The organism is Guyparkeria sp. WRN-7 (genome assembly GCF_001641825.1).
Lineage (GTDB): Bacteria > Pseudomonadota > Gammaproteobacteria > Halothiobacillales > Halothiobacillaceae > Guyparkeria.
Genome location: NZ_LRFH01000016.1, coordinates 33,443 through 57,991, shown reverse-complemented (window position 1 = coordinate 57,991; position 24,549 = coordinate 33,443). Strand labels below are relative to the sequence as shown.

Genomic DNA, 24,549 nt, shown 5'->3' with positions numbered 1-24,549 from the left:
GACAGGCCGGCGTGTCGCGCGCGGCCCGGCCGTCATCAGTCGACCGAACGGCCGAAGACAAGCGTACCGTTGGTGCCGCCGAAGCCGAAGGAGTTGGACATCGCGACCTCGAATCCTTCGACGCGCCGCGCCTCATGCGGCACGAAGTCGAGATCGCAGTCCTCGGAGGGGTTGTCCAGGTTGATGGTCGGCGGCAGCACCTGGTCGCGCAGCGCCAGCACCGAGAACACCGCCTCGATACCGCCGGCCGCACCCAGCAGGTGCCCGGTCATCGACTTGGTCGAGCTGACCGGGCAGTTGACCGGCTGGTCGCCGAACAGCGTCTTGATCGCGTGCACCTCGGTGCCGTCGCCGGCCGGCGTGGAGGTGCCGTGGGCGTTGATGTAGTCGATGTCGGCAGGCGCCAGGTCGGCATCCTTGAGCGCGGCCTCCATGCAACGGCGGGCACCATTGCCGTCGGTGGCCGGCAGCGTCATGTGGTAGGCATCCGAGCTCATGCCGAAGCCCTTGACCTCGCCGTAGATGCGCGCCCCGCGGGCCTGGGCGTGTTCGAGCGACTCGAGCACCATCACGCCGGCACCCTCGCCAAGGACGAAGCCATCGCGGTCGCGGTCCCAGGGACGCGAGGCGGCTTGCGGATCGTCGTTGCGGGTCGAGAGCGCGCGGGCCGAGGCGAAGCCGGCCACGCCCAGCGGCGAGATCGCCCCTTCGGTGCCGCCGGCGATCATCACGTCGGCATCGCCGTAGGCGATCAGGCGGGCGGCCTGGCCGATGCTGTGCGTGCCCGAGGTGCAGGCGGTCACCGTGGCGAGGTTCGGGCCACGGAAGCCATATCGGATCGACAGCTGACCGGAGGCCATGTTGATGATCGCGCCGGGGACGAAGAACGGCGAGACGCGCCGCGGCCCCTGGGCCTCGAGGGCGAGCGCGTTGCGCTCGATGCCGCCCAGGCCGCCGATGCCCGAGCCGATGAAGGTACCCACCCGGTCGAGGTCGAGCGAATCGCTCATCAGGTCGGCATCCTCGATCGCCTCGATGGAGGCACCCAGCGCGTAGTGGATGAACGGCTCCATCTTCTTGACGTCCTTGGCGGGCAGGAACGTCGTCGGGTCGAAGTCCTTGACGGTGGCGGCGAACTTGACCGCCATCTTGTCGGTGTCGAAACGATCGATGGGGGCAGCGCCCGACCGGCCGGCCAGAATGCCGTCCCACGACTCCTTGACGTTATTCCCCAGCGGGGTCACCAGCCCGAGGCCGGTGATCACGACGCGACGTTTGCTCATGATGCTCTTTTCCAGTTCGGTTGGTGGCGACCACCAAGTAAAAAACCGCGATCGACCCCCGATACGAAGGCCGAAACACGGTTTTCAGTTCACAAGCCCGGACATCCGTTCAGGGCCTGCGAAATGCACAAGGGCCGAATTAGGCGTCCTTGTGGTTGTTGACGTAGTCGATGGCCTGCTGAACGGTGGTGATCTTCTCGGCTTCTTCGTCCGGGATCTCGCACTCGAACTCTTCTTCCAGGGCCATGACCAGCTCTACGGTATCCAGGGAATCCGCGCCGAGGTCGTCAACGAATGAAGCTTCATTGGTGACTTCTTCTTCCTTGACGCCCAGTTGCTCAACAACAATCTTCTTGACGCGTTCTTCAACGGTGCTCATTCGTATCGAACCTCTTCTGGTACAAACACTGTTCAATTAAACGTTTTGGCCCGGTGAGTTCCGGGCCAACACTGACCGGCATTCTATTGAAAACCGTCCGGCAGGCCAAATAAAAATGCCCTGCCCGCAATAGCCCGCCCAAAGGCGCTTGGGCCGGGGTTCATTAACCCATGTACATGCCGCCGTTGACGTGGATCGTCTGGCCGTTGATATAACCGGCCTCCGGGGCGGCGAGGAAACGCACCGCCGAGGCGATTTCCTCGGGCTGACCCAGGCGACCGTTGGGGATGTTGCCCAGCAGCGCATCCTTCTGCTTCTCCGGCAGGTCGCGGGTCATGTCGGTCTCGATGAAGCCCGGGGCGACCACGTTGACGGTCACGCCACGCGGGCCGAGCTCGCGGGCCAGCGACTTGGAAAAGCCCATGATGCCGGCCTTGGCCGCGGCGTAGTTGGTCTGCCCGGCGTTGCCCATCGCACCGACCACCGAGGCGATCGAGATGATCCGCCCCCAGCGCGCCTTGGCCATCGAACGCATCACCTTCTGCGACAGGCGGAACACGGAGGTGAGATTGGTCTCGAGGATCGCGTCCCAGTCGTCCTCCTTCATCCGCATCAGCAGCGTGTCGCGGGTGATGCCGGCGTTATTGACCAGCACGGCGATCGCGCCGAAACGCGACTCGATCTCCTTGATCACCGCATCAACCTGGTCGGCCTGAGTGACGTCCAGCGCCATGCCGGCACCGTTGTCGCCCAGCCGCTCGTCGATGGCGGCCGCGCCCTTCTCCGAGGTGGCCGTACCGATGACGGTCGCGCCGGCGGCGACCAGCGCATCGGCAATGGCCGCGCCGATACCACGGGAGGCACCGGTAACCAGCGCAACGCGCCCTTCCAGGTTGGCAAATTGGCTTGCTTGTTCGGACATGGGGAAATTCCTCGAGATGATTCGTCGTTGTTCCTTGTGACTTATTCGGTGCCGAGCGCCTTCTCCAGGGTCGCCTGGTCGAAGACGGGCTTGGCGCCCATGCGGCGGTCGATACGACGGGCCAGACCAGTCAGCACCTTGCCCGGGCCGAATTCGACCTGGTCGCCGGCACCCATGGCCTGCATCGCCTGGACGCAGGCGACCCACTGCACCGGCCGGAACAGCTGCTCGACCAGCGCGGTGGCGATGGCCTCGGGGTTCTCGTGGGTCAGCGCGTCGACATTGTGGATCACCGGCACGCGCGGCGGGCGGATCGATACCTGCGCGATCTCGGCGCGCAGCTGCTCGCCCGCCTCGCGCATCAGCGAGGAGTGCGACGGCACGCTTACCGGCAGCAGCACGAAGCGCTTGGCGCCCTCGTCGCCGGCAATGGCCTCGGCCCGCTCGACGGCCGAGCGGTCGCCGGCGATCACCACCTGACCCGGAGCGTTGAAGTTCACGGCCTCGCAGACCTCGCCGTCGGCAGCCTTCTCGCAGACACCGCGCACGGCCTCGTCGTCGAGGCCCAGCACGGCGGCCATCGCGCCCTGCCCCTCGGCCACGGCCGACTGCATCAGCTGGCCACGCCGCGCGACCAGTGCCACGGCCGCCTCGAAATCGATCGACTCGGCGGCGACCAGCGCGGCGTACTCGCCGAGGCTGTGCCCGGCGAGCGCCGCCGGCGTGGCGCCGTCGTTGTGACGCCAGATCTGCCAGGCGGCGACGTCGGCGGCCAGCATGGCCGGCTGGGTGCGCTCGGTCTGATTGAGCTGGGCGGCATCGCCTTCGGCGACCAACGCCCAGAGGTCGTAACCGAGCACGTCGCTGGCGCGATCGAAGACCGCCTGCGCGATATCCTCGTGTTCGCCCCAGCCGCTGGCCATGCCGATGGACTGGGAACCCTGCCCCGGAAACACCCCTGCAATCATGTTCACGCCTCGCCGATTAAAAACGGCCGCGATCGTACCACAGCCGGCCTGACGCTCCGGCACCGGCCACCCGGACTGGGAAACAGGAGATCGGAAATCGAGGCAGGGAGGATCCGGCCGATGCGCGCTAGCGGCGATCGGCGGGAAGGGTCGGCAAGGGAAACGCGACAAGGCCCGGGGCGCGAGGCATCCCGGCCTTCAAGCATCGCGACAGCGTTCGAGAGAGGGTAACTGTCGCTTAGATGCTGTTGAACAGCGAGAGCTGCTGGATCTTGGCCATGCTCTGCTGCGTGGCCTGCAGCGTGAGGTAATTCTCGTTGAGGCGCGTGATCGCCTCGGCCAGATCGGTGTCCCGCAGCTTGGAGATCGATTCCTTGTTGCTCAGGCTCCAGGCGTTCTGGTCGTCGCGCAGGCGCTCGAGCTTGCTGAGATCATTGCCCATCTCGCCCCGCGAGGTGATCACTCGGTCGAGCACCTGGTCCACCTCGTTCTGCAGCCCTTCATAGGCGGCCTTGTCGTCGGCACGCACGGCCGCCTCGAGATCATCGATCACCTGCATGGCCGACCGGCCCGACGTCGGGGTGGTATTGAAAATGTCGCTGGCAACCCGGTTGACCGTGACCGAATCGCTCTCGCCGACCTGCAGATCGACCGGCTGCGCCGCGCCCAGCTGGTCGACGCCGGCAGCATCGTAGGGCACCTGCCCGGCACGCGTGCCGGAAAACAGGTATTCGCCCCGCTCGTCCTTGGCGTTGGCCTGCCCGGCCAGCGCCTCGCGCAGGGAAGCCAGCTCGTCGGCCAGCGCACCGCGCGAGACCGAGTCGTTGATGTCGTTGTTGGCCTGGATGGCGATCTCGCGTACCCGTTGCAGGATGTCCTCGCTGCCGGCAAGGCGGGTCTCCTGGGACTCGATCTTGCCGGTCGCCATGTCGTTGCTGCGCAGGAACTGGTCGACGCGAGCCTGCTGGCTGGTCAGCTGGCTGGCCTGACCGAAGGCCACCGGGTCCTGATCCGCGCTGCGCAGCTTGACGCCCGTGGAGATGTCGGTCTGCGCCCGGACCATCTCGGACTGCTGTCGCTGCAGACTCTGCAGCCCCTGCTGGAACATCAATGACGTGGAAACGCGCATCGCTTTACCCCCACCCCGGCCTTAGCCCAGGGCATTGAGAACGGACTGGAACAGATTGCCGGAGATCGAGATCGTCCGGGCCAGCGCCTGATACTGCTGCTGATACTTGAGGAGGTTGGCCGCCTCCTCGTCCAGATTGACCCCGGAGACCGACTGCTGCCGGGCGACCAGGCTGTCGAGGGCGGCCTGCGACGACTCGCCCTGCAACTGGGCCGTGGCAGCCACCGAGCCGGCATTGCTGACCGCCGAGGACAGCGCCCCGCCGATGGTCTGACCATCAAGGGCGTCGGTGCCGTCCTGACCCGGGCCGCCGGAAGCGGTCTGACCGACCAGACGCTGATTGGCCAGCGCGGCCATCGCCTCGATCTGGGTGTTGTCGCGGCTACCCAGCGAGCTGCCCGTGCCGTCGTCACCGGCGGCGGCGACGTCACGCGGGTCGCTCAGCGTGGTCTCGATCCGCCCTGCGGCACCGGCTGCCGGATCGATATACAGCACGTCCCCTTCCTGAGGAGTGCCGTTGAACGTCAGGTCCATGCCGGGCAGGCCCGAGGTGGTGCCGGCCGGACCGACGGTCGCCAGGATCGTGCCCGGGTCGTCCTGGCTGCTGATCTGCCACTCGTTAGCGCCGGCGTCGAACCGAGCCTCGTAGCGCGTGTCCTCGAGCAACGTGGCATCGGTGATCGCCCCGGAGGCCGAGCCGTCACCATCGTTGCGCGAATCGACGCTGACATTCGGCTCGAAGGTCCCGAGCGTGCTGAACAGCGGGCTGCCGGCATTGCCGTCGAGATCAAAGCCGCTGGTCTGGATCGCGTTGGCTTCCTGGGCCATCACCATGGCCGCCCGGCCCAGCTCGTTGCGCAGCGGCGTGATCAGCTCATTCTGGGTCTCGATCATGCCGCCCAGCGTGCCGCCGGTGACCCGTTCGGTGATCACCTTGTCGCCGATCTTCACGGTCAGGCCGGACGCGCCGTTGATCGCCTGGAACTGGGTCGCGGTGTTGTTGGTTACCAGCGACTGGCCGGTACCCACAGCCAGGTTCAGCGAGCCGGCGCCGTCGTCGGTCACGCGGATGTTGACCCGCTCGGCGATGTCACGGATCAGCTGGTCGCGACGATCGAGGAGATCGTTGGGCAGCGCGTTCGGATCCTGTCGATAGGCCTTGCTGATCTTGTCGTTGAGATTGGCGATCTCCTCGGCAAAGACGTTCACCTCGCGGGAAATCGCGTTCGCCTCCATGCCGATGCGCGCGTTCATGTCCGCCAACCGGCCATCGAGCTGGTTGAAGCGGTCGGTCAGCGCGGAGGCCTCGTTGAGATAGGCCTGGCGGGCGGTGATGTCGGTCGGATTGGCGGCCACGTCGCTCGCGGCGTTGAAGAAGGCCTGCGTGCTCTGCGCGATGCCGGTCTCCGTGTCGCCCAGCACGCCGGTGATCTGGCTGGCGAATTCGTTGACGAACTGCAGCCGGCTGTTGTCACTGGTGGCATCGCGCAGCTGGGCCTCGACGAACTCGTCGAAGCGGCGCGTGATCGATTGCACCTGGGTGCCGTTACCGACGTAACCGTTGCCCTGGAACTCCGGCGGACGGGCACTGAGGTTGACCACCTGACGGGAGTAGCCCTCGGTGTTCGCATTCGAGACGTTATGTCCCGTGGTGGTCAGTGCCCGCTGAACGGCGAGCAGGCCACTGGTTGCATTGCTGAGGAGATCCGCCATGGTGAGGCCTCGAAGGGTTTACTGCAGACTGTATCGGTCGGGAATCGGAAAACTTTAGCGCCACGTGTCGATCAGACCGCATCCCTCACGGCGGGCGAATTCATGATCGAAATCAGCTTGTCGGCATATTGCGGGTCGGTGGCATAGCCGGCCTGCTGCAACTCGCGCGCGAACTGTTCGGGATCGTGACGGGCCTCCAGGGCCTGACCGTAGCGCGGATTGTCCTGGATGAAGCGTGCGAAGTCATTGAACGAGGCGGCCATGGAATCGTACTCGCGGAATGCCGCCTGCTTCCTCACCAGGCTGCCGGATTCGAACTCGAGCGTCCCGTGGACCTGACGATCGCCGTCCCAGCCCCGGTCGGCCTTGATGCCGAAGAAGTTGTGGCTCGCCCGGCCATTGCCGTCATGCGGGACATGCTTGCCCCAGCCCGTCTCGAGCGCCGACTGGGCCACCAGCACCTTCGGCGAGACGCCCAGCTTGTCCGCCGCCTCGCGGGCATGCGGCAGGATCGCCTCGACGAACTGCTCGGGCGATTCCCAGTAGGCCGGCTGGCGCGACGTCGGCTCGGTGGAGGCTGACTGGCCTGTCGACTGGATGGCCGCCAGACGTTCCTTGGTCGGCCCCGGCTGTTCGAGCTTGTTCTCCGCGGCCTTGGCGGCTTCCTTGTCGTCGTCCTGCTTCATCCAGGCGTGTGGACGCAGGGTCCATTCGGAGGGATCCGGCAGCGGATAGGCGCGTGCCTCGCCCGCCGTGGTCATGCCCTCGGCCTGCCGTTCGAGCGGATAGCCGCCCTCCGGAGCGGGCCTCGCCTCTGCGCTCGTCTTCGACAGCTGACGCTCGATCATGTCGGCCAGGCCGATGCCGCCGGCCCGGCCGGAGAGCTTCTGCGCGATCTCCTGATCGAACATGCCCTCGAAGGTCTTCATCTGGTCGCTGTTGAACAGGCCGTCACGCGGCGTGGCCTCCCGCATCGACTGCAGCATCATCTTGACGAACTGCGTCTCGAACTGGGAGGCGACCTGCTTGAGCGCCTGCCCCGGGTCCTTGCCGGCTTGCGACTTGAGCTGGTTCAGCCCCTGGAAGTCGGTGTAGGAACGGATTTGTGCGGGATCGACCATCACATCACCTCAGATCACGATCAGCTCGGCCTTGAGGGCACCGGCACGCTTGAGGGCCTGCAGGATGGCCACCAGATCCGACGGCGAGGCGCCCACGGCATTGACGGCCTGAACGATGTCGTTGAGCTTCACGCCCGGGTCGAACAGGAAGGCGCGACTGGATTCCTCCTGAACGGCGACGTCGGACTCCGGCGTGACGACGGTCTCGCCCTCGCTGAACGGCGCGGGCTGCGAGACGTTGAGGCTCTCGTCGACGGTGACCGTCAGATTGCCGTGCGAAACGGCCGCCGCCTCGATGGTGACGTTCTGGCCGATCACGACCGTACCGCTGCGCGAGTTGACCACCACGCGAGCCGGTCCGTCGCCGGGCTCGACAGTCACGTTCTCGAGCACCGACATGAATCCGACCCGCTGGTCCGGCGCATCCGGGGCTCGCACCTTGACCGTGCCGCCGTCGACCGCCTGGGCCACGCCACCACCGAGTGCGTCGTTGATTGCCTTCTCCATGCGCCGAGCGGTGGTGAAGTCCGGCTCGCGCAGGTTGAGGAATACCGCGCCGGCGCCGCCCATCTTGCTCGGCACGCTGCGCTCGACCGTCGCGCCGTTGGGAATACGACCGGCCGTGGGAATGTTGACGGTCACCCGCGAGCCGTCACGGCCGGAGGCATCCAGTCCGCCGACGACCAGGCTGCCCTGGGCGACGGCGTAGATGTTGTCGTCGGCGCCTTTCAGCGGCGTCATCAGCAGTTCGCCACCACGCAGGCTGTCGGCATTGCCCATCGAGGAGACGGTCACGTCGATGGTCTGCCCGGGCTTGGCGAACGGCGGCAGGGTCGCGGTGACCATCACGGCCGCCACATTCGACAGCTGGACGTTGCCGCCATCCGGCGACAATCCCTGACGCTCGAGCATGTTCTGGATGCTCTGGCGGGTGAACGGCACCTGCGTGGTCTGGTCACCGGTGCCGGCAAGACCGACCACGATGCCGTAGCCCACCAGCTGGTTGTCGCGCACCCCGGCGAAACTGGCGACATCCTTGATGCGCTCGGCCCCGGCCTGCGGAGCCCAGCCGATGCTGACCGCCAGCAGTGCCAGCGGCAGCAGGCCGGCGAGGAACGCGCGTACGTGTTTGATCGAGTTCATGCCACCCACCTCAGAACGGGAATACCGGGCTGTTGAAGAAGCGGGCCAGCCAGCCCATGTTGTTCGACTCGTTGATCACGCCCTCGCCGCCATAGGCGATCTTGGCGTTGGCCACCCGGGTGGACATGACCGTGTTGTCCGGCGCGATGTCCTGCGGGCGCACCATGCCGGCGAGCTTGATGAACTCGCTGCCCTGATTGATGCCGATCCACTTCTGGCCACGGATGACCAGGTTGCCGTTGGAGAGCACCCGCGAGACGGTGACCGTGATCTGTCCGTTGAGCGTGTTCTGCTGGCTGCTTTCGCCGTCGCCGGCAAAATCGCGTTCCCCGGCCATCTGGGCATTGAGCCGATCGACCAGCGGCCCGCTCAAGCCCAGGACGTTCGGCGGCGTGATTCCCACCTCCTGGCTCTTGCCGGTCGAGGTCTGGGCGCTCTTCGAGGCCTGCATGCGCTCCTCGAGAATGACCGTCAGGATGTCGCCCACCCGGTACGGCCGGGCATCGGCGAACATGTTGTCCACCTGGCCGGTCTGGAAGATCGCGCCGTTGCTCTGCACCGGGTTGTGCTGGGACGGCTCCGGCGGCATGGCGGCATTGAACTGCGGATCCGGCTTGATCGGCGGCTGACTGGCGCAACCGGCCAGCAGCGCGACGCCCAACAGGATCGATGCCCGGGAAAGCCAGTGGATTGACGGTTTCATGGTGTGCCTCCGGCGGTGGCCGCGCTGACGATACGGGCCGTTACACGTTCTGGTTGAGGTACTGGAGCATGCCGTCGGTGGTCGAGATGGCCTTGGAATTCATCTCGTAGGACCGCTGGGTCTCGATCATGCTGACCAGCTCCTCGACCACGTTGACGTTCGAGCTTTCCAGCGCACCCTGCTGGATTGCCCCCATGCCGTTGAGGCCCGGCGTGTCCAGCTGCGGCGCGCCACTGGCACCCGACTCGACGAACAGGTTGTTGCCGACCGGCTGCAGGCCCGCCGGGTTGACGAAGTCCGCCAGCTGGATCGTGCCCAGCTGCACCGGCTCGGCCTGCCCGGCCAGCTGCGCACTGACGGTGCCGTCCGAACCGATGGTGATCGACTGGGCGCCCTGCGGCACGTTGATCGCCGGCTGCACCGGCTGGCCGTTGGCGGTCACGAGCTGGCCGTCGCTGTTGAGCGAGAAGTCGCCGTCACGCGTATAGGCGATGTTGCCGTCCGGCTGCAGTACCTGGAAGAAGCCGCGGCCGTTGACCGCCATGTCCAGGGCATTGTCGGTCTGCTGGATGTTGCCCTGGCTGTGCTGCTTCTCGGTGGCGACGACGCGGACACCCGTGCCGACATTCAGGCCGGTCGGCACCTCGTCCTGCTGGTTGTTCGCCGCGCCGACCTGACGGTAGTTCTGGTAGATCAGGTCCTCGAACACCGCCCGATCACGCTTGAAGCCGGTGGTGTTGACGTTGGCGAGGTTGTTGGAAATCACCGACATGCGCGTCTGCTGCGCGTCCAGGCCGGTCTTTGCTGTCCAGAGTGCGGGTGTGGTCATGGTATTTCTCCCCTAACTGGTTTAACCGAGGCGCATGAGGCGGTCGGCAAGTTCGCCGTTCTCGTCCGCCGTGCGGAGCATGCGGCTCTGTGTCTCGAACATGCGGCCGTACTCGATCATGTTGACCATGGCCTCGACGGCATTGACGTTGCTGCCCTCGAGCACGCCACTGGCGACCTGCACGGCGGCATCGGCCGGCGGCTCCTCGGCGCCGGGGCGCAGCGAGAAGCGGCCGTCTGGCGCCTTCTGCAGATCGGCCTGATCCGGGTTGACCAGCCGGATGCGATCGACCATCGCCGGGGCGTTGGCCTGCCCGCCGACCGGGATGATGCTGATGCTGCCGTCGGCATGGATGTCGATCTTCTCGGCCGGCGGAATGGCGATCGGGCCCTCGTTGCCCATCACGGGATCGCCCTGACCGGTCTGCAGCTGGCCGTTGGCCGTCAGGTGCAGGTCGCCGCGCCGCGTGTAGGCCACTCGCCCGTCCGGGGCCTCGACGGCGATGAAGCCGTCGCCCTTGACGGCAATGTCGAGCCCGCGCCCGGTGGTCTGCAGCGGGCCGGGCGAGAAATCGGCCCCCTTGCCCTGGGCCTCGGTGTAGGCCCGCGAGGCCTGCCCCGGGCCATAGACCGGCAGGCTGGCAAACGCGTCGATATCCGCCTTGAAGCCCTGGGTATTCACGTTCGCCAAATTATTGGCGTTGGTAGCCTGGGCCCGTAGGGTCTGCGAGGCACCGCTCATGGCGATATAGGCCAGACGATCCATCACGCACCTCCAACAATTCACTGATCAGGATGGGGAAAGTCCCCGATGCCCTGACTAATGCAGAAGGTGTGCCAAGTAGGGAAAACGCGCCGGCCGGTCGCGTCGGCGGGCCGACACCCGAGCCGCACGGCACAAAAAAAGCGGGCCGACTGGCCCGCTTTTCCGATCGAGCGCTATCGCGCGTTACCGGATGCCGATGATCGTGTCGCTCAGGGTCTTGTTGGCCTCGATCGCCCGCGAGTTGGCCTGGAAGTTCCGCTGCGCGGTGATCAGGTTGACCAGCTCGGCGGTCAGATCGACGTTGGAGGCTTCGAGCGCCCCGCCCTGGATCGCGCCGAAAGTGCCGCTACCGGCCTCGCCACCCAGCGGCTCGCCCGAATCGATCGACTCGATCCAGGAATTGTCGCCCACCTGCTTCAGGCCCTGCGGGTTGCGGAAGTCGACCAGCGCCACCTTGCCCAGCGGGATCGTTTCACCATTGGTATAGCTGGCCCGGATCAGGCCGTCGGTCCCCACCGAAATACCGGTCAGCTGGCCGGTGGTGTTGCCGTCCGCCGACTGATCGGCCACGTTGAACGGCCCGTTGTACTGGGTCGAATCGGTGCGGAACGTCATGGCGATACTGAGATCACCTGCGCCGGTCCCCAGGTTCGCCCCCGTCTCGCTGACCGTCACCGGGTTGGCGTCGGCCGTACTAAACGAGCCATCGGTATTGAACTCAACCGTCTGCTGAGTCATGTCGGCCACCGGCTGGTCATCGATCTGGTAGTAAACGCTCCATTGGTTGTCCACACCCGTTACCGCGGGATCGTTCTTGACGAAATAGCTCGTCAGGGTGTGCGGGTTACCCAGCGAGTCGTAGATCCGCTGCGAGTTCGCCTGGTTGTAGGAGTCCGGGTCGTCCGGATCGAAGGTGGTCACCGGCGGCGTGTCGGCGCCTGCCGGCAGGTTGACCGAGATGGCCGCCTCGGTGGTCGCCTGCGGGGCACCGGCCGCGACCGGCAGCTGCACCGGGCTGGCGGTCGCCAGGGAGGTCGACTGCAACGTGCCGTTCTCGTTGACCGGCAGTGCCTGCAGGTACTCGCCCGACTGGTTGACCAGGTAGCCGTTCTTGTTCACGCCCAACGCACCGGCCCGCGTGAACACCGCCTCGGAGTTGTCGAGCGCCTTCTGAAAGGCAAAGAAGCCCTGCCCCGAGATGGCGAGATCGAGCGAGTTGTCCGTGAACTCAAGGTTGCCCTGCGAGAACTGCTGGGTAACCGCCTGGTTGAGCACACCCTGGCCCACGGCGGTCTTGCTGTTGCCGAACGCGCTGACCGCATAGATATCGCCGAACTCGGCCCGCGACTTCTTGAAGCCGGTGGACTTGGCATTGGCAATGTTGTTGCTCGTCACGTTCAGGTCTTTCTGAGCGGCGTTCAGGCCGCTGATGGAGGTATTGAACGACATGCTGCGTCCTCCGGTTTAATTAATGATTTCAACGATATCCGACAGCTTGACCGAGGACAAACCGTCGAGATTCAGTTCCGGACCATTCTTGGTCACGCCCACACTGCTGATGACCGCCCCGACATAGGTCTGGGGCGCCTGCCCCTTGCCGTCCACCGTGGCGTTTGCACTCACCGTGTAATTTCCCTCGGGCGCCATGCGCCCGTCATTGAGCCGACCATCCCAGGAAAAGGACGGCCGATCCGATCCGTTCACCGGCACGTCGATGGTTCTGACGACCTGGCCGCTGGCATCAGCGATATCGACCGTCAGATCCGTTGCCCCCGTCGGCACGTCGACCGCACCCAGAATCCCCGAGGGCGCCTTGCTGCCGTCGGCCTGGGTCATGTGATACATCTGCGCGGTATCGCCCTTGACGATCGCCGCCTTGCCCACGAGTGACGAGGCCTGCATCACCTGGTTGGACTGCACCGACGACTCGAAGCCGGATACCGTCTCGTTCAGGTCCTGGATGCCCTGCAGCGAACTGAACTGGGCCATCTGCGCGACGAACTGGGTGTTGTCCATCGGCTTCATCGGATCCTGGTTCTGCATCTGTGTCGTCAGCAGCTTGAGAAAATCCGTCTGATCCAGGCTCTTCTTGTTCTCGCCCTTGCTGCCCTGCGAGGCGGCAAGCCCGAGATCAGAGTAGATGTCGCTGTTTACGGAACTGGTCATGTCATGCTCCCTGCCGTGCTACGGCCTTATTGCCCCTGACCCAACTGCAGGGTGCGCATGGCCAGCTGCTTGGTGGTATCCATCACCTGCACGTTGGTCTGGTAGGTCCGCGAGGCCGACATCATGTTGACCATCTCCTCGACCGGATTGACGTTCGAGCCGTAGACATAGCCGTTCTCGTCGGCGAGCGGATTGCCCGGATCGTGCTTCTGCACCGGCTGGGCCTGTGATTCGGTGATCCCGGCAACCCGCACGCCACGCCCGCCCTGCGCCTCCAGCACCGTCTGGAAGACCGGCTGGCGCGCCTTGTAGGCCTCCTCGGGAGACGAGGCGTCCACGTTGGCGTTGGCCAGGTTGGAGGCGGTCGTGTTCAGCCGGGTGGACTGCGCCGCCATGGCGGAGGACGAAATGCTGAAAACGTCATACAAGCTCATGGTTCACCTGCCTTGACTGGAAAATGGTCGTTCGGCCCGCGGATCACTGTCCGCCCAGGGCCTTCTTGATGCCGGAAATCCGGCTGCTGAGAAACGAAAGCGTGGTCTGGTAGCCGATGGCATCCTGCGTGTAACCGACACGCTCCTGGTCCAGGTCGACCGTGTTGCCGTCCAGCGCCGGCTGGTCCGGCACCGAGAACCCCTCACGAATCCCCGAAGACGACATGCCCTGAAGCTGGCGCGAGTCGCTGGTCGCCAGCCGGCTAGCCGAGCCCGGCGACGACTTGGACTGCAAGGCTGCCTCCATCGCCTGGTCGAACGACATCACACGGGCCTTGTAGCCCGGGGTATCCGCGTTGGCGATGTTCTCGGCACGCAACTTGAGGCTGCGCTCCTGGAGCTGCAGCGCATCGTCGTGGATGCCAAACAGGCGGTCATTGATGATCGACATCGAAAAAACCCTCGACACGTGGTCAGTGCCGAGGGCTTATGCGATAAGCGTGCCAGTTTTCGGAAGGGAGGGTGCCGGAGCGCTCGGGAAGGCCCGGGGTCAGTCCTTGAGACGATAGGCCGTGCCGCCGGTCGGCAGGCGCTCGGCCGTAAAGCGATCGCTGAGCTGCGTGAGTGATTCCGAGGCACCGAGAATCAGGTAGCCGCCCGGCACCAGCGTGTTTGCGATGCGGTCGATGATCTTCGTCTTGGTCTCGCGGGAGAAGTAGATCAGGACGTTCCGGCAGAACACCAGATCGTAGCGACGCGCCTCGGGCCGCAGCTCGAGCAGGTTGCCCACCCGGAACTGCACCCGGCGGCTGATCGCCGGAGCGATTTTCCAACCGTCGGTCGTCTTGACGAAATATTGACGCTTTCGCTCCGGCGAGAGACCACGGCCCAGCGAAAGATCGTCGAACACCCCGCGGCGCGCCTTTTCCACCACCTCTTCGGAAATGTCGGTACCGACGATCTCGACGCTGAAGGGCACCCGCTGTTCTTCGGCCGTGATGCTGATCGAGAAGGCCTCCTGGCCGGTCGAGCAGGCCGCCGACCAGATGCGCAGGCTCGACTTCTTCGCGGCGACCGCCTCGGGGAAGAACTTCTTCTCCAGCGCGGCAAAGGGATAGCCATCACGAAACCACAGGGTCTCGTTGGTGGTCATCGCGTCGACCACGTCACGCGCCAGGGTGCGATCACGACGCGACAGCAGCGTCTCGATCAGGCCCTCAACCGAGGCATGCCCCTGGGAACGGGCCACGCGGGACAGCCGCGTTTCCACCAGGTACTGCTTGTCCGTACTCAGCAGAATCCCGCTGTGCTGCTCGAGAAAGGCGGTGAACCGGGCGAAGGTTTCGGCCTTCATGCCCGCGGTCAAGCCTCGCCCACGGCGTGGTGCACCTCATGGCGCGCGAGCGCCTCGCCCACGACCCGCGCCAGGTCGTCCGGATGGAATTTCGGGATGAAGCGATCGGCGCCGACCTGCTTGACCATGTTCTCGTTGAACACACCGGAAAGCGACGAGTGCAGGATGACGTAGACGCTCTTGAGGGCCGAATCCTGACGGATCAACGAGGTCAGCGTGTAACCATCCATGGTCGGCATCTCGATATCCGAGACCACCATGGCGAGCCGCTCCAACTGCTCCGGCTGCTTTTCCTTCCAGCGCCGCAGCGTGTCGATCGCCTCCTGGCCGTTCTTCGTCACCACCGTGTGCAGATGCATCTGCTCGAGCGTGCTCTCGACCTGCTTGCGGGCGACGACCGAGTCGTCCACCACCAGCACCAGGTCACTCTCCTTGCTGATCTCCCCGAACTCGCCGATCACGTCATCCGAGACCGTCTCGGCGACACCGACCACACGGGCGAAGATCTGCTCGACATCGATGATCTCCACCAGCTGCTTGTCGATCCGGGCCACCGCGGTCAGGAAGTTCGAGTTGTTGGTGCCGCTCGGCGGCGTGAGGACCTCTTTCCACGACAGGTTGACGATCCGGTCGACCGAATGCACCAGAAAGCCCTGCACCGCGCGGTTGTACTCCGTGATGATCACGAACGCGTCCTGCACCTGCTCCTCCGTCATCCGCCCCTTGCCGATAGCTTCCGACAGATCGATGACGGTGATGGTGTGACCGCGCACGTCGGCAATGCCGCGAATCGAGCTGTCCGAATGCGGCACATCCGTCAGCTTGGGACAACGGATCACCTCGCGCACCTTGAAGACGTTGATCCCGAAACGCTGATCGGTGCCCAAACCGAAGACCAGAAGCTCGAGCCGGTTGCGACCGGCCAGTTGGGTGCGGGAATCGACTGATGACATCACGTTGCTTTTCACGACTGGTCCTGCCTCGGTGGCACTTGTTGGCTGGGTGATTCACGTTTTCCAGACGAGGTATCGGCCCCGGAAGGACAATCTTTAGTCCGCCGGCCAAGCCGGACACACGGCGATGACCCCGCGCTTTATCAGGGGTGGCGGCCGATTCTCAGGGCATGGTAGCGCAGTCGCTTCACCCTTGCGTGACGGGTCGCCACAGGCGCGAGCGTGGCATGGTAAATGCTAGTTCTGACAATGCAATTCAAACCGTGCCTGCAGCCACTCTCGCTCATGAGCCACATCTCTTCGTCATTCGGCATGTTGCCCCGCGGGTCACTCCGGCGTCGGCCGACGGGCCTCGCCGTGGTGCTGACGGCATTCACCATGCTGCTCGCCGCTTCACAGGCCGGGGCCGCCACACCGGCCTCGCCGGACAGTGTTCAGGCACAGGTGGCCACGGCAATGGACCGCTTCCTGAAACAACAGGGCGGTGCCCGCGGCGACCTGACGCTGCGCGCCGATCGGCTGGATCCCCGGTTGCGGCTGAGCATCTGTGACCAGGCGCTGGAGATCAACGAAGGACGCCCGCTCAATCTCAATCGCGGCCGACAGACCGTCAAGGTGAGCTGTCACGGCAGTTCACCCTGGCGCATCTACGTGCCTGTCGAACTGACCCGCCGTCAGCAGGCCGTGGTCGCCGCCCGGCCGCTCGCGTCCGGCGACGTGATCACGGCAGCCGATCTCAGCCTCGCGACGGTCGATGCGAACCGCGCTCGCCAGCGCTATTACACCGACCCGAGGGAACTTATTGGCATGATGGCGACTCAACCGCTGCAATCGGGGCAACTGATTACCGCGCGCAACCTGGGCGTGAACGCCGTCGTCGACCGGGGCGATGTGGTCTCGATTCAGGCTGGCAAGGGTGGTTTCATTGTCGGTTCGACCGGCGAGGTTCAGGGCCGCGCCGGCGTCGGGCAGCGCGTCCGGGTCAAGAACACCCATTCCGGCAAGATAATCGAAGCGGTGGTCGTCGACAGTCGGACCGTGGAGGCCATCGGCGGATGAGAGCCCGACTCCCCGAAGAAAAGTATTTCAGTCGGCGCTAAAGTTTTCCCGAAAGCGGCCGATGGTTTAAGAGCGAAGGGACATTTACGTTAACCTAGACGCCTGTTTGCCGGGGCGGAGCCGCGGCACGGACAGACCGTCCGAGACAGGAAGGATCAAACACCATGGCAAACGAAATCAACGGCTTCGGCCCGCGCAATCTGGGCCAGAACTCGTCGGTGGACTCAGCCCGCAGCCGCACCGAGGCCAAGGGCGAGTCGCAGCGCGCTTCTGGCGATGCGTCGGCGTCCATCCGAGAAGACGACGCCCTGACGTTGTCCAGCGGGGCATCGGAGATGCAGGAGCTGGGTCGTTCGCTGGCCGAATCCGCGCCGTTCGATCAGACCAAGGTCGACCGGATCAAGGATCTGATCAGCCAGGGCGAGTACCAGGTCGACTCCGCCAAGATTGCCGAGCGGCTGCGCCAGTTCGAGAACCTCTAAGGTCTCTCCTCCAGCCACCGCACCAGCGGACCCGACACCTGCCCACCCCGGCCGGCAATTGCTGACCGGGGTGCTTCGTTCGTCCCGGCGATTGGCGTATGCTCCACCGGGACCCGCCTTGAGACCTTATCCGCCGAGTGCCTAGCCACGATGAGCGAACACGTCCCTTCCGATCTCCCCACCTGGTTGACGACGATGCAGGCGCATGCCGACGCCCTGCTCGATCAGCACGAACGCCTTGCCGAACTGCTCAGGCGCAGCGACACACCCTCACTGGACGAATTCGATGCCGTCTTCGAATCGATTCGCCAGCACAACGAGGGGCTGGCCGATGCCGAACAGGCTCGCCTGGAGTGGGTTGCCGCCGCGGGGGCGAATGAAACGGAGGCCGCACTGGCCGGGCAGCCCGAAGCGGCGCGGATGGCCTGGGAGGCGCTCAAGAAGACGGCCCAACGTTTCCGTGAGCTCTCGCAGAGCAATCTGATGGCTCTGCGTCGGATCGACCAGTTTCTCGGCGAACGCATCGACTTCCTGCTGCAGCGCGACGAATCGGGCGGGTCGCTGTACACCGCTCAGGGCGCCGAGAGCCAGGCCGGCGGGCGCGGGCGCACGCTGGGCGACGCCTGATCCCGGAACGTTCCCACAGGCCTGCCCCGGCTCACCCCCTCGCCAGCAGGACCGACCGACTCTCGCCGGCTCGCGTCTCCCGACTGACGACGAACCCCGCCGGCAGTCGCAACGCGTCGAGGTCCGCGGCCTCGATGAACAGCCGCGCATCCTCGGCCAGCCACGGGGCCTCGGCCAGCCGGTCCAGCGACTGCTGCAGCAAGGCCGGCTGACGAAACGGCGGGTCGAGGAAGACCAGGTCGATGGCCCGACCCTCCAAGGGCGACTGATCCAGCCACTTCAGCGCATCGCGCGTCCAGACGCTGTAGCGCAATGGCTCGGCGCCGAGTTGCTCGAGATTGGCCGCGACCGCCCGGGCAACACGCGGCGACTGCTCGACAAACCCAACCCAGGCCGCCCCGCGCGACAGTGCCTCGAAGCCGAGCACACCGCTGCCGGCGAACAAGTCCAACACGCGCCAGCCGGTCACTGTCTGCCCCAGCCAGTTGAACAGGGTCTCCCGGACCCGGTCGGGCGTGGGACGCAGATCGCGGGCTGCCGGGAAGCGCAACCGGCGGGAACGCCACTCGCCGCCGATGATACGGATTTGCTCGCCGCGCGACGGGCGGCGCCCCTTGGGGGTGCTGGGCATCGACGATTCCTCCCTCGGACGCGTCACTGATCGTTTCGGGAAAATCCTGCACGAACCGGATATTGCCCTGCGGGGGTTGGCCAGAATGCCGCCCGAGTTCGTGCCGCGTTTCCCCAGAGCCTGCATGATAAACTTCGTCGGCGTCTCGCGGGGGCCGCCACCTCGGAACGCCCTCTCCCGTCGCCAACCCAGGTACCATCACGCTTCATGTTCGGATTTCTCAGACGCAAGAAACGCAAGACAGACGTCGCCGAGACCACGGAAGAGTCCGCGGCCGGATTGACCGACAGCGAGGCGGCACCCGGCGAAGCCGACGCCGAGCCGGCCGGCCAACAGACCGAATCTGCCGATACACCGACCAGCGAACCACCCCGGGAGACGGACACCACGGAGTCGGCCGCCCCGACTTCCGAGGAGACCGACACCCAGCGTCAGGAATCCGACACCACCGTGGCGGCCACGCCGGCCGCCTCGAGTGACGACTCGGGCTCCCTGTTCAGCCGGCTGGCCAAGACCCGCTCCGGGCTGACCGAGGGGCTCGGCGATCTCTTCCTCGGCAAGAAGAAGATCGACGACGACATGCTCGAGGAACTCGAGACGAGGCTGATCATGGCCGATGTCGGCCAGCAGACCACCATGGCGCTGATCGACGAGCTCACCGACGAGATCAGCCGCAAGCACGTCGACGACCCCGAACGCCTGTTCGAGACCCTGCACCGCCTGATGGTGGAGCGCCTGACGTCAGTCCAGCCGGCCACCCCGCCGAGTCGGCGCCAGTCCGGCCGACCGCACGTGATGGTGGTCTGCGGCATCAATGGCGGCGGCAAGACCACGAGCATCGGCAAGCTGGCCCACCGCTTCAAGGGGGAGGGCCGCAACGTCACCTTGGCCGCCGCCGATACCTTCCGGGCGGCGGCCGTCGAGCAGCTGATCGCCTGGGGCGAACGCAACGACGTCCGCGTTATCGGCGAACCCGGCCGAGGCGACCCCGCCTCGGTGGCCTTCGACGCCGTCAGCTCGGCCAAGGCCCGGGGCAGCGACATGCTGATCGTCGATACGGCCGGACGCCTGCACACGCAGTCGGGCCTGATGGATGAACTCGGCAAGCTGATCCGTGTCATCGGCAAGGCCGAACCCGAGGCACCCGACGAGGTGCTGCTGGTCATCGATGCCAGCATCGGCCAGAACGCGCTGATCCAGGCACGACAATTCAATGATGCGGTCAAACTGACCGGACTGATCGTCACCAAGCTCGATGGCACGGCCAAGGGCGGTATCGTGTTCGCCATCGCCGAGGAGCTGGGCCTGCCGATCCACTTCATCGGTGTGGGCGAGAAATCCGAGGACCTGCGGCCGTTCGAACCGCGGGCATTCGTCGATGCACTGCTGGATCATCGCCCGGACTGACCACCGCCACCTCGAGAACCGTCACACGCCAGTTCGAGTGCAAGGAGCCGCGCAGTGAGCGACGCGAGACACCAACAAAGCCGGCAGGGAACGACGCCTTCGGCCATGCAGCCGTCGGACGGCACACCCGGTCGATCGAGGAGCCCGTCCCGATGATCGAGTTCGCCAACGTCTCGCGCCGTTACGCCAACGGCCAGTTCGGCCTCCAGGACATCAGCTTCCGGCTCCCGGCCGGACGGATGGCCTTCCTCACCGGCCACTCCGGGGCGGGCAAGTCGACGCTGCTGCGCATGATCCCGGCCCTCGACCGCCCCACTTCCGGGCAGGTGCTGATCGGCGGCTACGATCTCGGCAAGATGGGGCGACACCAGTACCCGAAGCTGCGCCGGCAGATCGGCGTGGTCTTCCAGGACCACCACCTGCTGCCGGACCGGCGCGTATTCGACAACGTCGCCCTGCCCCTGCAGGTCTCGGGCTATCTGCCCGGCGACACGCGTCGTCGCGTCGACGCGGCGCTCGACAAGGTCGGCCTGCTGGGACGCCAGCGTGCCCGGATCGAGGAACTTTCCGGCGGTGAGCAGCAGCGGGTCAACATCGCCCGCGCCCTGGTCAACCGACCGCGCATCCTGCTCGCGGACGAACCGACCGGTAACCTCGACCCGGAGCTCTCGCGCGACATCTTCGACCGCTTCTTCGAATTCCATGCCGTCGGCGTGACTGTGCTGATCGCCAGTCACGACGTCGACCTGCTCAAGCAGTACCCGGTCCCGCGGATCGCGCTGAACGAGGGGCGCATCAGCGCCTTCGAGGAGGCCGAGACATGAGCCCGCAGGCCGAGGCACCCGCAACGCGCGAAAAGAGCCGCCATCCACTCGCCGCGTGGCGTCGCCATCATCGCCAGTGCCTGCGCGGCGCGTTCGCGCGACTGATTCATCGCCCCCTCGGCGCCTGGGCCACCATCCTGGTCCTCGGTGTCATGCTCAGCCTGCCCGCCCTGGTCATGACTCTCGGCCATCAGGTCGAGCGGGTGGGCGAGATCTGGATGACCGATGCCGCTCGCATGGACCTCTACCTCAAGCCGAACACCAGCGAGGAGGAGCGCCAGGCCCTGCGCGACTGGCTCGACCGGCAGGCCAGCGTTGACGAGCAGCGCGTCGTCCCGCCAGAGGCCGGGCTGGCCGCCCTCACGGAAAGGCTTCGCATCGAGGGCCTCGATACCCTCGATGACAACCCGTTGCCCTGGGTGGTGGAGCTGACACTGACCGACGCGCGTCAGGACACGCGCCTGGCCCTGACTGAGGCCCTGCGCGAGCAGCCCGCGGTCGCCGAGTTCTCCACCGGCGGCGACTGGGTCGAACGCCTCGAGCAGATTCGTCGCTTCTTCGACGAGCTGGGCTGGTGGCTGCTGCTGTTGCTCGGACTGACCGTGGTGTTCGTCGTCGGCAATACCCTGCGACTGGAGCTGCACGAACGCCGTCGCGAGATCGCGTTGATTGCCCTGATCGGCGGCACCGAACGCTACATGCTGCGCCCACTGCTCTACGACGGCACCCTGACCGGGCTGCTGGGCGGAGCGATCGCGTCCCTGCTGGTCTCCACCGCGGTCTCGGTCACCGCCGGGCCGATCGAACGCTTCGCCGCCTCGTACGGGGCGTCGATCTCGCCGCAAATCGATGCCGCCGTCATCGGCCTGCTGCTCGTCTCCGGCGCTTTTCTCGGCTGGCTGTCGGCCCAGGTGATCGGCCGCTTCTATATCGGTCGTCTGAGCACCCCGTGAATTACCCCTGCCCCTGCATTAATCTCTAGGACTCCACCGTCTCCCGGTGGAACTATTCACCCCTTTAGCACTCCCACCCAACGAGTGCTAAAATGCGTGAGGTGATAGATACATTGGGATACTTGCAACGAGGCGAGCTGATGCACAAAGCAGGCAACCAGATGACCAACTCCGAGTCGCGGGCGATGACCCCGGCCGTCGGCATGACCATGCCGGTGATGGGGGATTCGTTGTCGCAGTACCTCAGCGAGGTACGTCGTCTCCCTGTGATCTCCGTCGAGGAGGAGCAGGCCCTGGCGCGCCGGCTGAAGGAATCCGGCGACATCGAGGCGGCCCAAAAGCTGGTGCTTGGTCACCTGCGCTTCGTGGTGCACGTGGCACGCGGCTATCGCGGCTATGGCCTGCCGCTCGCCGACCTGATCCAGGAAGGCAACATCGGCCTGATGAAGGCGGTCAAGCGCTTCGACCCGGACCAGAAGGTCCGTCTGGTCACCTTCGCCGTCCACTGGATCCGCGCCGAGATTCACGAGTACATCCTCAAGAACTGGCGCATCGTCAAGGTGGCGACCACCAAGGCGCAGCGCAAGCTGTTCTTCAAGATGCGCCAGATGAAGAACTCGATCGGCTGGCTCTCCAAGTCGGAAGCCGAGTCGGTCGCCGAGGAACTGGACGTGCCCGAGCGCGAGGTCATGACCATGGAGGCGCGCCTCTACGGGCGTGACATGGGGCTCGACACGCCGGCCTACGACGGCTCGGAAGACGGCGACGGTCCGTCCTACGAACAAATCCTGGTCGACCAGGACGCGCTCTCGGTCGAGGACATCGCCGCCCAGCGCGACGAGGACGATCGGGTCTCCGCGATGAACGAGGCCCTGTCGATGCTCGACGATCGCAGCCGCGACATTCTCAGCCGCCGCTGGCTGGACGAGCCCAAGGCCACGCTGCAGACGCTTGCCGACGAGTACGGCGTGTCCGCCGAGCGGATCCGCCAGATCGAGACGGCAGCACTGAAGAAGCTGCGCACCGCCCTGCCCCAGCCGGCCTGAGGACACCTGCCGCAGTCGGGCAGCCTCCGCTGATCCGGGCCAACCGGGCAACAAAAAAAGCCACCGCTTTTGCGGTGGCTTTTTTAATGGCCGAACTCAACGCGCCGCGCGCATCGTGATCAGCCGAAGAAGATCACGCTCAGGAAGCTCAGCCAGGAAAAGACGATCAGGCCGATGGTGAACGTGAACGCGAAATTATCGAAGTTGAACATTTCTTTCATGTGAGGCTCCTCCGGTTTCTGCGGCTATCCTAAACCAGCCTCGGGGCAATGTCACTAGTCCCGACGGGGTTATTGACGACGGCGATCATCCTCGCTGGCCGGTTCGTCCCGCCCCGGCTCCCCGCCGGGATCGGAGGCCTCGTCCCCGGTCGGAATCTTGGGGTCGTCATCGTCCATCAGGATGCGATGGGCCGGCCCCTCCAGATCCTCGAACTGGTTGTTGCGAATAGCCCAGAAGGCCGCCCAGACAAGCCCGGCGACCACGAGCATGCTCAGCGGAACGAACAGGTAGAGGACTTCCATCGCGATTCTCCGTCAGGCTGTCGCTTGGTCGAACGAAAAAGGCCCGCTCGATGGCGGGCCTCCCACACCGGCCCACCGGGACCGGCATTGTCCCCCGCCCCCGGCGGGGTTTCAAACCAGATCGCGACCGAGTCAGGCGGTTCGGGCGTGGCCGGCGGCCGCTCGCAGGGCGGCGATCCGCTCGTCCAGCGGCGGGTGCGACATGAACAGCCGGCCGAAATTGCCGGTGCGGCCGAAGATGCCAAAAGCAGTCATCTGGGCCGGCATGTCGGACGGCCGGTCGTAGTTCACCTTCAGGCGCTCGAGGGCGGCGATCATCTTCTCGCGGCCGGCAAATCGGGCCCCGGCGTCATCGGCACGGAATTCCCGCTGACGGGAGAACCACATCACGATGGTGCTCGCCAGGATGCCGAAGACAATCTCCGCGACGATAGTGGTAACGAAGAAACCGATACCCGGCCCTTCCTCGTTCTTCAGCAGCACGCGGTCGACGAAAAAGCCGACGATGCGCGCGAAGAAGATCACGAAGGTGTTCACCACGCCCTGGATCAGGGTCAGGGTGATCATGTCGCCATTGGCGATGTGGCCGACCTCGTGGCCGAGGACCGCCTCGGCCTCGTCGCGGGTCATGCTCGAAAGCAGTCCCGTGGACACCGCGACCAGTGCCTTGTTGCGGCTCGCGCCGGTGGCGAAGGCGTTGATCTCGGGCGAATCGTAGATCGCCACCTCGGGCATGCCGATGCCGGCCTCGCGCGCCTGGCGCTGCACCGTCTCGACCAGCCAGCGCTCGGACTCGTTGCGCGGCGTCTCGATCACCTGCGCACCGACGCTCTTCTTGGCCATCCACTTGGAGATCAGCAGCGAGATCAGCGAGCCGCCGAAGCCGAACACGGCAGCCAGCACCAGGGTGCTGGTCAGGTTGATGGTGCCCGCCTGGTAATCCATCGTCCGGCCGAGACCGAATACGCTGGAAAGCACGAACCAGACGATCATCAGCACGACGATCACGGCCAGGTTGGTCAACAGGAACAAGCCGATGCGTTTCATCTCTACCTCGGAGTGAAGTTGGCGAAGTCCGGCGGGTCGGAAATACCCGACCCGCCCGGTGGGAAGATTACCCCAATCTGGGGCGCC

Annotated in this window: 27 protein-coding genes; 7 read left to right on the top strand and 20 right to left on the bottom strand. The window is 65.5% G+C overall.

Features of this window, described 5'->3' with window-relative positions:
• Nucleotides 1–35: 35 nt before the first annotated feature.
• The 17 genes from fabF to AWR35_RS08485 form a co-directional block, all read right to left on the bottom strand.
• Nucleotides 36–1,283: a beta-ketoacyl-ACP synthase II gene (fabF, locus tag AWR35_RS08565; protein WP_058575545.1), complete on the bottom strand. Its 1,248-nt coding sequence runs from the start codon at nucleotides 1,281–1,283 to the stop codon at nucleotides 36–38.
• 139 nt (nucleotides 1,284–1,422) lie between these two features.
• Nucleotides 1,423–1,662 (bottom strand): acyl carrier protein, encoded by a 240-nt coding sequence (gene acpP / locus AWR35_RS08560; protein ID WP_058575544.1) that lies wholly within the window; start codon nucleotides 1,660–1,662, stop codon nucleotides 1,423–1,425.
• A 163-nt stretch (nucleotides 1,663–1,825) separates the two neighbouring features.
• Nucleotides 1,826–2,584 carry a 3-oxoacyl-ACP reductase FabG gene (fabG, locus tag AWR35_RS08555; protein WP_058575543.1) on the bottom strand — a complete coding sequence of 253 codons (759 nt, stop codon included), beginning with the start codon at nucleotides 2,582–2,584 and terminating at the stop codon, nucleotides 1,826–1,828.
• A 41-nt stretch (nucleotides 2,585–2,625) separates the two neighbouring features.
• Entirely contained in the window at nucleotides 2,626–3,552 is a 927-nt protein-coding gene (fabD, locus tag AWR35_RS08550; RefSeq protein ID WP_197408179.1) for an ACP S-malonyltransferase, read from the bottom strand.
• 238 nt (nucleotides 3,553–3,790) lie between these two features.
• Nucleotides 3,791–4,681, bottom strand: a complete 891-nt coding sequence (gene flgL / locus AWR35_RS08545; protein ID WP_082664027.1) for a flagellar hook-associated protein FlgL — start codon at nucleotides 4,679–4,681, stop codon at nucleotides 3,791–3,793.
• A 21-nt stretch (nucleotides 4,682–4,702) separates the two neighbouring features.
• A complete protein-coding gene (gene flgK / locus AWR35_RS08540; protein WP_058575540.1) occupies nucleotides 4,703–6,394 on the bottom strand; it encodes a flagellar hook-associated protein FlgK in 1,692 nt (563 codons plus the stop codon).
• A 71-nt stretch (nucleotides 6,395–6,465) separates the two neighbouring features.
• Nucleotides 6,466–7,515, bottom strand: a complete 1,050-nt coding sequence (gene flgJ / locus AWR35_RS08535; protein ID WP_058575539.1) for a flagellar assembly peptidoglycan hydrolase FlgJ — start codon at nucleotides 7,513–7,515, stop codon at nucleotides 6,466–6,468.
• Between the two features lie 9 nt (nucleotides 7,516–7,524).
• On the bottom strand, nucleotides 7,525–8,658 hold the full coding sequence (locus AWR35_RS08530; protein WP_058575538.1) for a flagellar basal body P-ring protein FlgI: 1,134 nt from the start codon (nucleotides 8,656–8,658) through the stop codon (nucleotides 7,525–7,527).
• A 10-nt stretch (nucleotides 8,659–8,668) separates the two neighbouring features.
• The gene (flgH, locus tag AWR35_RS08525) at nucleotides 8,669–9,361 is read right to left on the bottom strand and encodes a flagellar basal body L-ring protein FlgH (RefSeq protein WP_058575537.1); all 693 of its coding nucleotides are present in this window, start codon (nucleotides 9,359–9,361) and stop codon (nucleotides 8,669–8,671) included.
• 40 nt (nucleotides 9,362–9,401) lie between these two features.
• Complete coding sequence (gene flgG, locus AWR35_RS08520) at nucleotides 9,402–10,190, bottom strand: flagellar basal-body rod protein FlgG (protein WP_058575536.1); 789 nt, start codon at nucleotides 10,188–10,190, stop codon at nucleotides 9,402–9,404.
• A 21-nt stretch (nucleotides 10,191–10,211) separates the two neighbouring features.
• Complete coding sequence (flgF, locus tag AWR35_RS08515) at nucleotides 10,212–10,955, bottom strand: flagellar basal-body rod protein FlgF (RefSeq protein ID WP_058575535.1); 744 nt, start codon at nucleotides 10,953–10,955, stop codon at nucleotides 10,212–10,214.
• A gap of 183 nt (nucleotides 10,956–11,138) precedes the next feature.
• A complete protein-coding gene (gene flgE / locus AWR35_RS08510) occupies nucleotides 11,139–12,404 on the bottom strand; it encodes a flagellar hook protein FlgE (protein WP_058575534.1) in 1,266 nt (421 codons plus the stop codon).
• Nucleotides 12,405–12,419: 15 nt separating this feature from the next.
• Nucleotides 12,420–13,121 (bottom strand): flagellar hook assembly protein FlgD, encoded by a 702-nt coding sequence (locus tag AWR35_RS08505; RefSeq protein ID WP_058575533.1) that lies wholly within the window; start codon nucleotides 13,119–13,121, stop codon nucleotides 12,420–12,422.
• Nucleotides 13,122–13,147: 26 nt separating this feature from the next.
• The gene (flgC, locus tag AWR35_RS08500) at nucleotides 13,148–13,555 is read right to left on the bottom strand and encodes a flagellar basal body rod protein FlgC (protein ID WP_058575532.1); all 408 of its coding nucleotides are present in this window, start codon (nucleotides 13,553–13,555) and stop codon (nucleotides 13,148–13,150) included.
• Nucleotides 13,556–13,598: 43 nt separating this feature from the next.
• Entirely contained in the window at nucleotides 13,599–14,006 is a 408-nt protein-coding gene (gene flgB, locus AWR35_RS08495) for a flagellar basal body rod protein FlgB (protein WP_066185126.1), read from the bottom strand.
• A 99-nt stretch (nucleotides 14,007–14,105) separates the two neighbouring features.
• On the bottom strand, nucleotides 14,106–14,909 hold the full coding sequence (locus AWR35_RS08490) for a protein-glutamate O-methyltransferase CheR (protein ID WP_058575531.1): 804 nt from the start codon (nucleotides 14,907–14,909) through the stop codon (nucleotides 14,106–14,108).
• Nucleotides 14,910–14,917: 8 nt separating this feature from the next.
• The gene (locus AWR35_RS08485; protein ID WP_348769652.1) at nucleotides 14,918–15,877 is read right to left on the bottom strand and encodes a chemotaxis protein; all 960 of its coding nucleotides are present in this window, start codon (nucleotides 15,875–15,877) and stop codon (nucleotides 14,918–14,920) included.
• A gap of 270 nt (nucleotides 15,878–16,147) precedes the next feature.
• Between AWR35_RS08485 and flgA the strand changes: the two genes are divergently transcribed.
• The 3 genes from flgA (at nucleotide 16,148) to flgN (ending at nucleotide 18,030) form a co-directional block, all read left to right on the top strand.
• Nucleotides 16,148–16,921, top strand: a complete 774-nt coding sequence (gene flgA / locus AWR35_RS08480) for a flagellar basal body P-ring formation chaperone FlgA (RefSeq protein WP_231723583.1) — start codon at nucleotides 16,148–16,150, stop codon at nucleotides 16,919–16,921.
• Between the two features lie 164 nt (nucleotides 16,922–17,085).
• Entirely contained in the window at nucleotides 17,086–17,403 is a 318-nt protein-coding gene (gene flgM / locus AWR35_RS08475; protein WP_058575529.1) for a flagellar biosynthesis anti-sigma factor FlgM, read from the top strand.
• Between the two features lie 150 nt (nucleotides 17,404–17,553).
• Nucleotides 17,554–18,030: a flagellar export chaperone FlgN gene (gene flgN / locus AWR35_RS08470; protein ID WP_058575528.1), complete on the top strand. Its 477-nt coding sequence runs from the start codon at nucleotides 17,554–17,556 to the stop codon at nucleotides 18,028–18,030.
• A gap of 31 nt (nucleotides 18,031–18,061) precedes the next feature.
• Here the strand turns inward: flgN and rsmD are convergent, their stop codons facing one another.
• Nucleotides 18,062–18,661, bottom strand: coding sequence for a 16S rRNA (guanine(966)-N(2))-methyltransferase RsmD (rsmD, locus tag AWR35_RS08465; protein ID WP_058575527.1), 600 nt, complete (start codon nucleotides 18,659–18,661; stop codon nucleotides 18,062–18,064).
• Nucleotides 18,662–18,868: 207 nt separating this feature from the next.
• Between rsmD and ftsY the strand changes: the two genes are divergently transcribed.
• The 4 genes from ftsY (at nucleotide 18,869) to rpoH (ending at nucleotide 22,891) form a co-directional block, all read left to right on the top strand.
• Complete coding sequence (ftsY, locus tag AWR35_RS08460; RefSeq protein WP_058575526.1) at nucleotides 18,869–20,068, top strand: signal recognition particle-docking protein FtsY; 1,200 nt, start codon at nucleotides 18,869–18,871, stop codon at nucleotides 20,066–20,068.
• Between the two features lie 152 nt (nucleotides 20,069–20,220).
• Entirely contained in the window at nucleotides 20,221–20,892 is a 672-nt protein-coding gene (locus AWR35_RS08455; protein WP_058575525.1) for an ATP-binding cassette domain-containing protein, read from the top strand.
• Nucleotides 20,889–21,845, top strand: coding sequence for an ABC transporter permease (locus AWR35_RS08450; protein WP_058575524.1), 957 nt, complete (start codon nucleotides 20,889–20,891; stop codon nucleotides 21,843–21,845). Before AWR35_RS08455 ends, AWR35_RS08450 begins: the two co-directional genes overlap by 4 nt.
• Before the next feature lie 140 nt (nucleotides 21,846–21,985).
• A complete protein-coding gene (gene rpoH, locus AWR35_RS08445) occupies nucleotides 21,986–22,891 on the top strand; it encodes an RNA polymerase sigma factor RpoH (RefSeq protein WP_348769651.1) in 906 nt (301 codons plus the stop codon).
• 290 nt (nucleotides 22,892–23,181) lie between these two features.
• Here rpoH and ccoS read toward each other — a convergent pair whose 3' ends face one another.
• The gene (ccoS, locus tag AWR35_RS08440; RefSeq protein WP_058575523.1) at nucleotides 23,182–23,415 is read right to left on the bottom strand and encodes a cbb3-type cytochrome oxidase assembly protein CcoS; all 234 of its coding nucleotides are present in this window, start codon (nucleotides 23,413–23,415) and stop codon (nucleotides 23,182–23,184) included.
• A 132-nt stretch (nucleotides 23,416–23,547) separates the two neighbouring features.
• Entirely contained in the window at nucleotides 23,548–24,462 is a 915-nt protein-coding gene (htpX, locus tag AWR35_RS08435; RefSeq protein ID WP_058575522.1) for a protease HtpX, read from the bottom strand.
• Nucleotides 24,463–24,549 lie beyond the last annotated feature (87 nt).

What these genes read in the sequence shown, in the direction of transcription:
- fabF (WP_058575545.1), bottom strand. Translation starts at nt 1,283, where the DNA reads ATGAGCAAACGTCGCGTCGTGATCACCGGCCTCGGGCTGGTGACCCCG.
- acpP (WP_058575544.1), bottom strand. Translation starts at nt 1,662, where the DNA reads ATGAGCACCGTTGAAGAACGCGTCAAGAAGATTGTTGTTGAGCAACTG.
- fabG (WP_058575543.1), bottom strand. Translation starts at nt 2,584, where the DNA reads ATGTCCGAACAAGCAAGCCAATTTGCCAACCTGGAAGGGCGCGTTGCG.
- fabD (WP_197408179.1), bottom strand. Translation starts at nt 3,552, where the DNA reads ATGATTGCAGGGGTGTTTCCGGGGCAGGGTTCCCAGTCCATCGGCATG.
- flgL (WP_082664027.1), bottom strand. Translation starts at nt 4,681, where the DNA reads ATGCGCGTTTCCACGTCATTGATGTTCCAGCAGGGGCTGCAGAGTCTG.
- flgK (WP_058575540.1), bottom strand. Translation starts at nt 6,394, where the DNA reads ATGGCGGATCTCCTCAGCAATGCAACCAGTGGCCTGCTCGCCGTTCAG.
- flgJ (WP_058575539.1), bottom strand. Translation starts at nt 7,515, where the DNA reads ATGGTCGATCCCGCACAAATCCGTTCCTACACCGACTTCCAGGGGCTG.
- AWR35_RS08530 (WP_058575538.1), bottom strand. Translation starts at nt 8,658, where the DNA reads ATGAACTCGATCAAACACGTACGCGCGTTCCTCGCCGGCCTGCTGCCG.
- flgH (WP_058575537.1), bottom strand. Translation starts at nt 9,361, where the DNA reads ATGAAACCGTCAATCCACTGGCTTTCCCGGGCATCGATCCTGTTGGGC.
- flgG (WP_058575536.1), bottom strand. Translation starts at nt 10,190, where the DNA reads ATGACCACACCCGCACTCTGGACAGCAAAGACCGGCCTGGACGCGCAG.
- flgF (WP_058575535.1), bottom strand. Translation starts at nt 10,955, where the DNA reads ATGGATCGTCTGGCCTATATCGCCATGAGCGGTGCCTCGCAGACCCTA.
- flgE (WP_058575534.1), bottom strand. Translation starts at nt 12,404, where the DNA reads ATGTCGTTCAATACCTCCATCAGCGGCCTGAACGCCGCTCAGAAAGAC.
- AWR35_RS08505 (WP_058575533.1), bottom strand. Translation starts at nt 13,121, where the DNA reads ATGACCAGTTCCGTAAACAGCGACATCTACTCTGATCTCGGGCTTGCC.
- flgC (WP_058575532.1), bottom strand. Translation starts at nt 13,555, where the DNA reads ATGAGCTTGTATGACGTTTTCAGCATTTCGTCCTCCGCCATGGCGGCG.
- flgB (WP_066185126.1), bottom strand. Translation starts at nt 14,006, where the DNA reads ATGTCGATCATCAATGACCGCCTGTTTGGCATCCACGACGATGCGCTG.
- AWR35_RS08490 (WP_058575531.1), bottom strand. Translation starts at nt 14,909, where the DNA reads ATGAAGGCCGAAACCTTCGCCCGGTTCACCGCCTTTCTCGAGCAGCAC.
- flgA (WP_231723583.1), top strand. Translation starts at nt 16,148, where the DNA reads ATGAGCCACATCTCTTCGTCATTCGGCATGTTGCCCCGCGGGTCACTC.
- flgM (WP_058575529.1), top strand. Translation starts at nt 17,086, where the DNA reads ATGGCAAACGAAATCAACGGCTTCGGCCCGCGCAATCTGGGCCAGAAC.
- flgN (WP_058575528.1), top strand. Translation starts at nt 17,554, where the DNA reads ATGAGCGAACACGTCCCTTCCGATCTCCCCACCTGGTTGACGACGATG.
- rsmD (WP_058575527.1), bottom strand. Translation starts at nt 18,661, where the DNA reads ATGCCCAGCACCCCCAAGGGGCGCCGCCCGTCGCGCGGCGAGCAAATC.
- ftsY (WP_058575526.1), top strand. Translation starts at nt 18,869, where the DNA reads ATGTTCGGATTTCTCAGACGCAAGAAACGCAAGACAGACGTCGCCGAG.
- AWR35_RS08455 (WP_058575525.1), top strand. Translation starts at nt 20,221, where the DNA reads ATGATCGAGTTCGCCAACGTCTCGCGCCGTTACGCCAACGGCCAGTTC.
- AWR35_RS08450 (WP_058575524.1), top strand. Translation starts at nt 20,889, where the DNA reads ATGAGCCCGCAGGCCGAGGCACCCGCAACGCGCGAAAAGAGCCGCCAT.
- rpoH (WP_348769651.1), top strand. Translation starts at nt 21,986, where the DNA reads ATGCACAAAGCAGGCAACCAGATGACCAACTCCGAGTCGCGGGCGATG.
- ccoS (WP_058575523.1), bottom strand. Translation starts at nt 23,415, where the DNA reads ATGGAAGTCCTCTACCTGTTCGTTCCGCTGAGCATGCTCGTGGTCGCC.
- htpX (WP_058575522.1), bottom strand. Translation starts at nt 24,462, where the DNA reads ATGAAACGCATCGGCTTGTTCCTGTTGACCAACCTGGCCGTGATCGTC.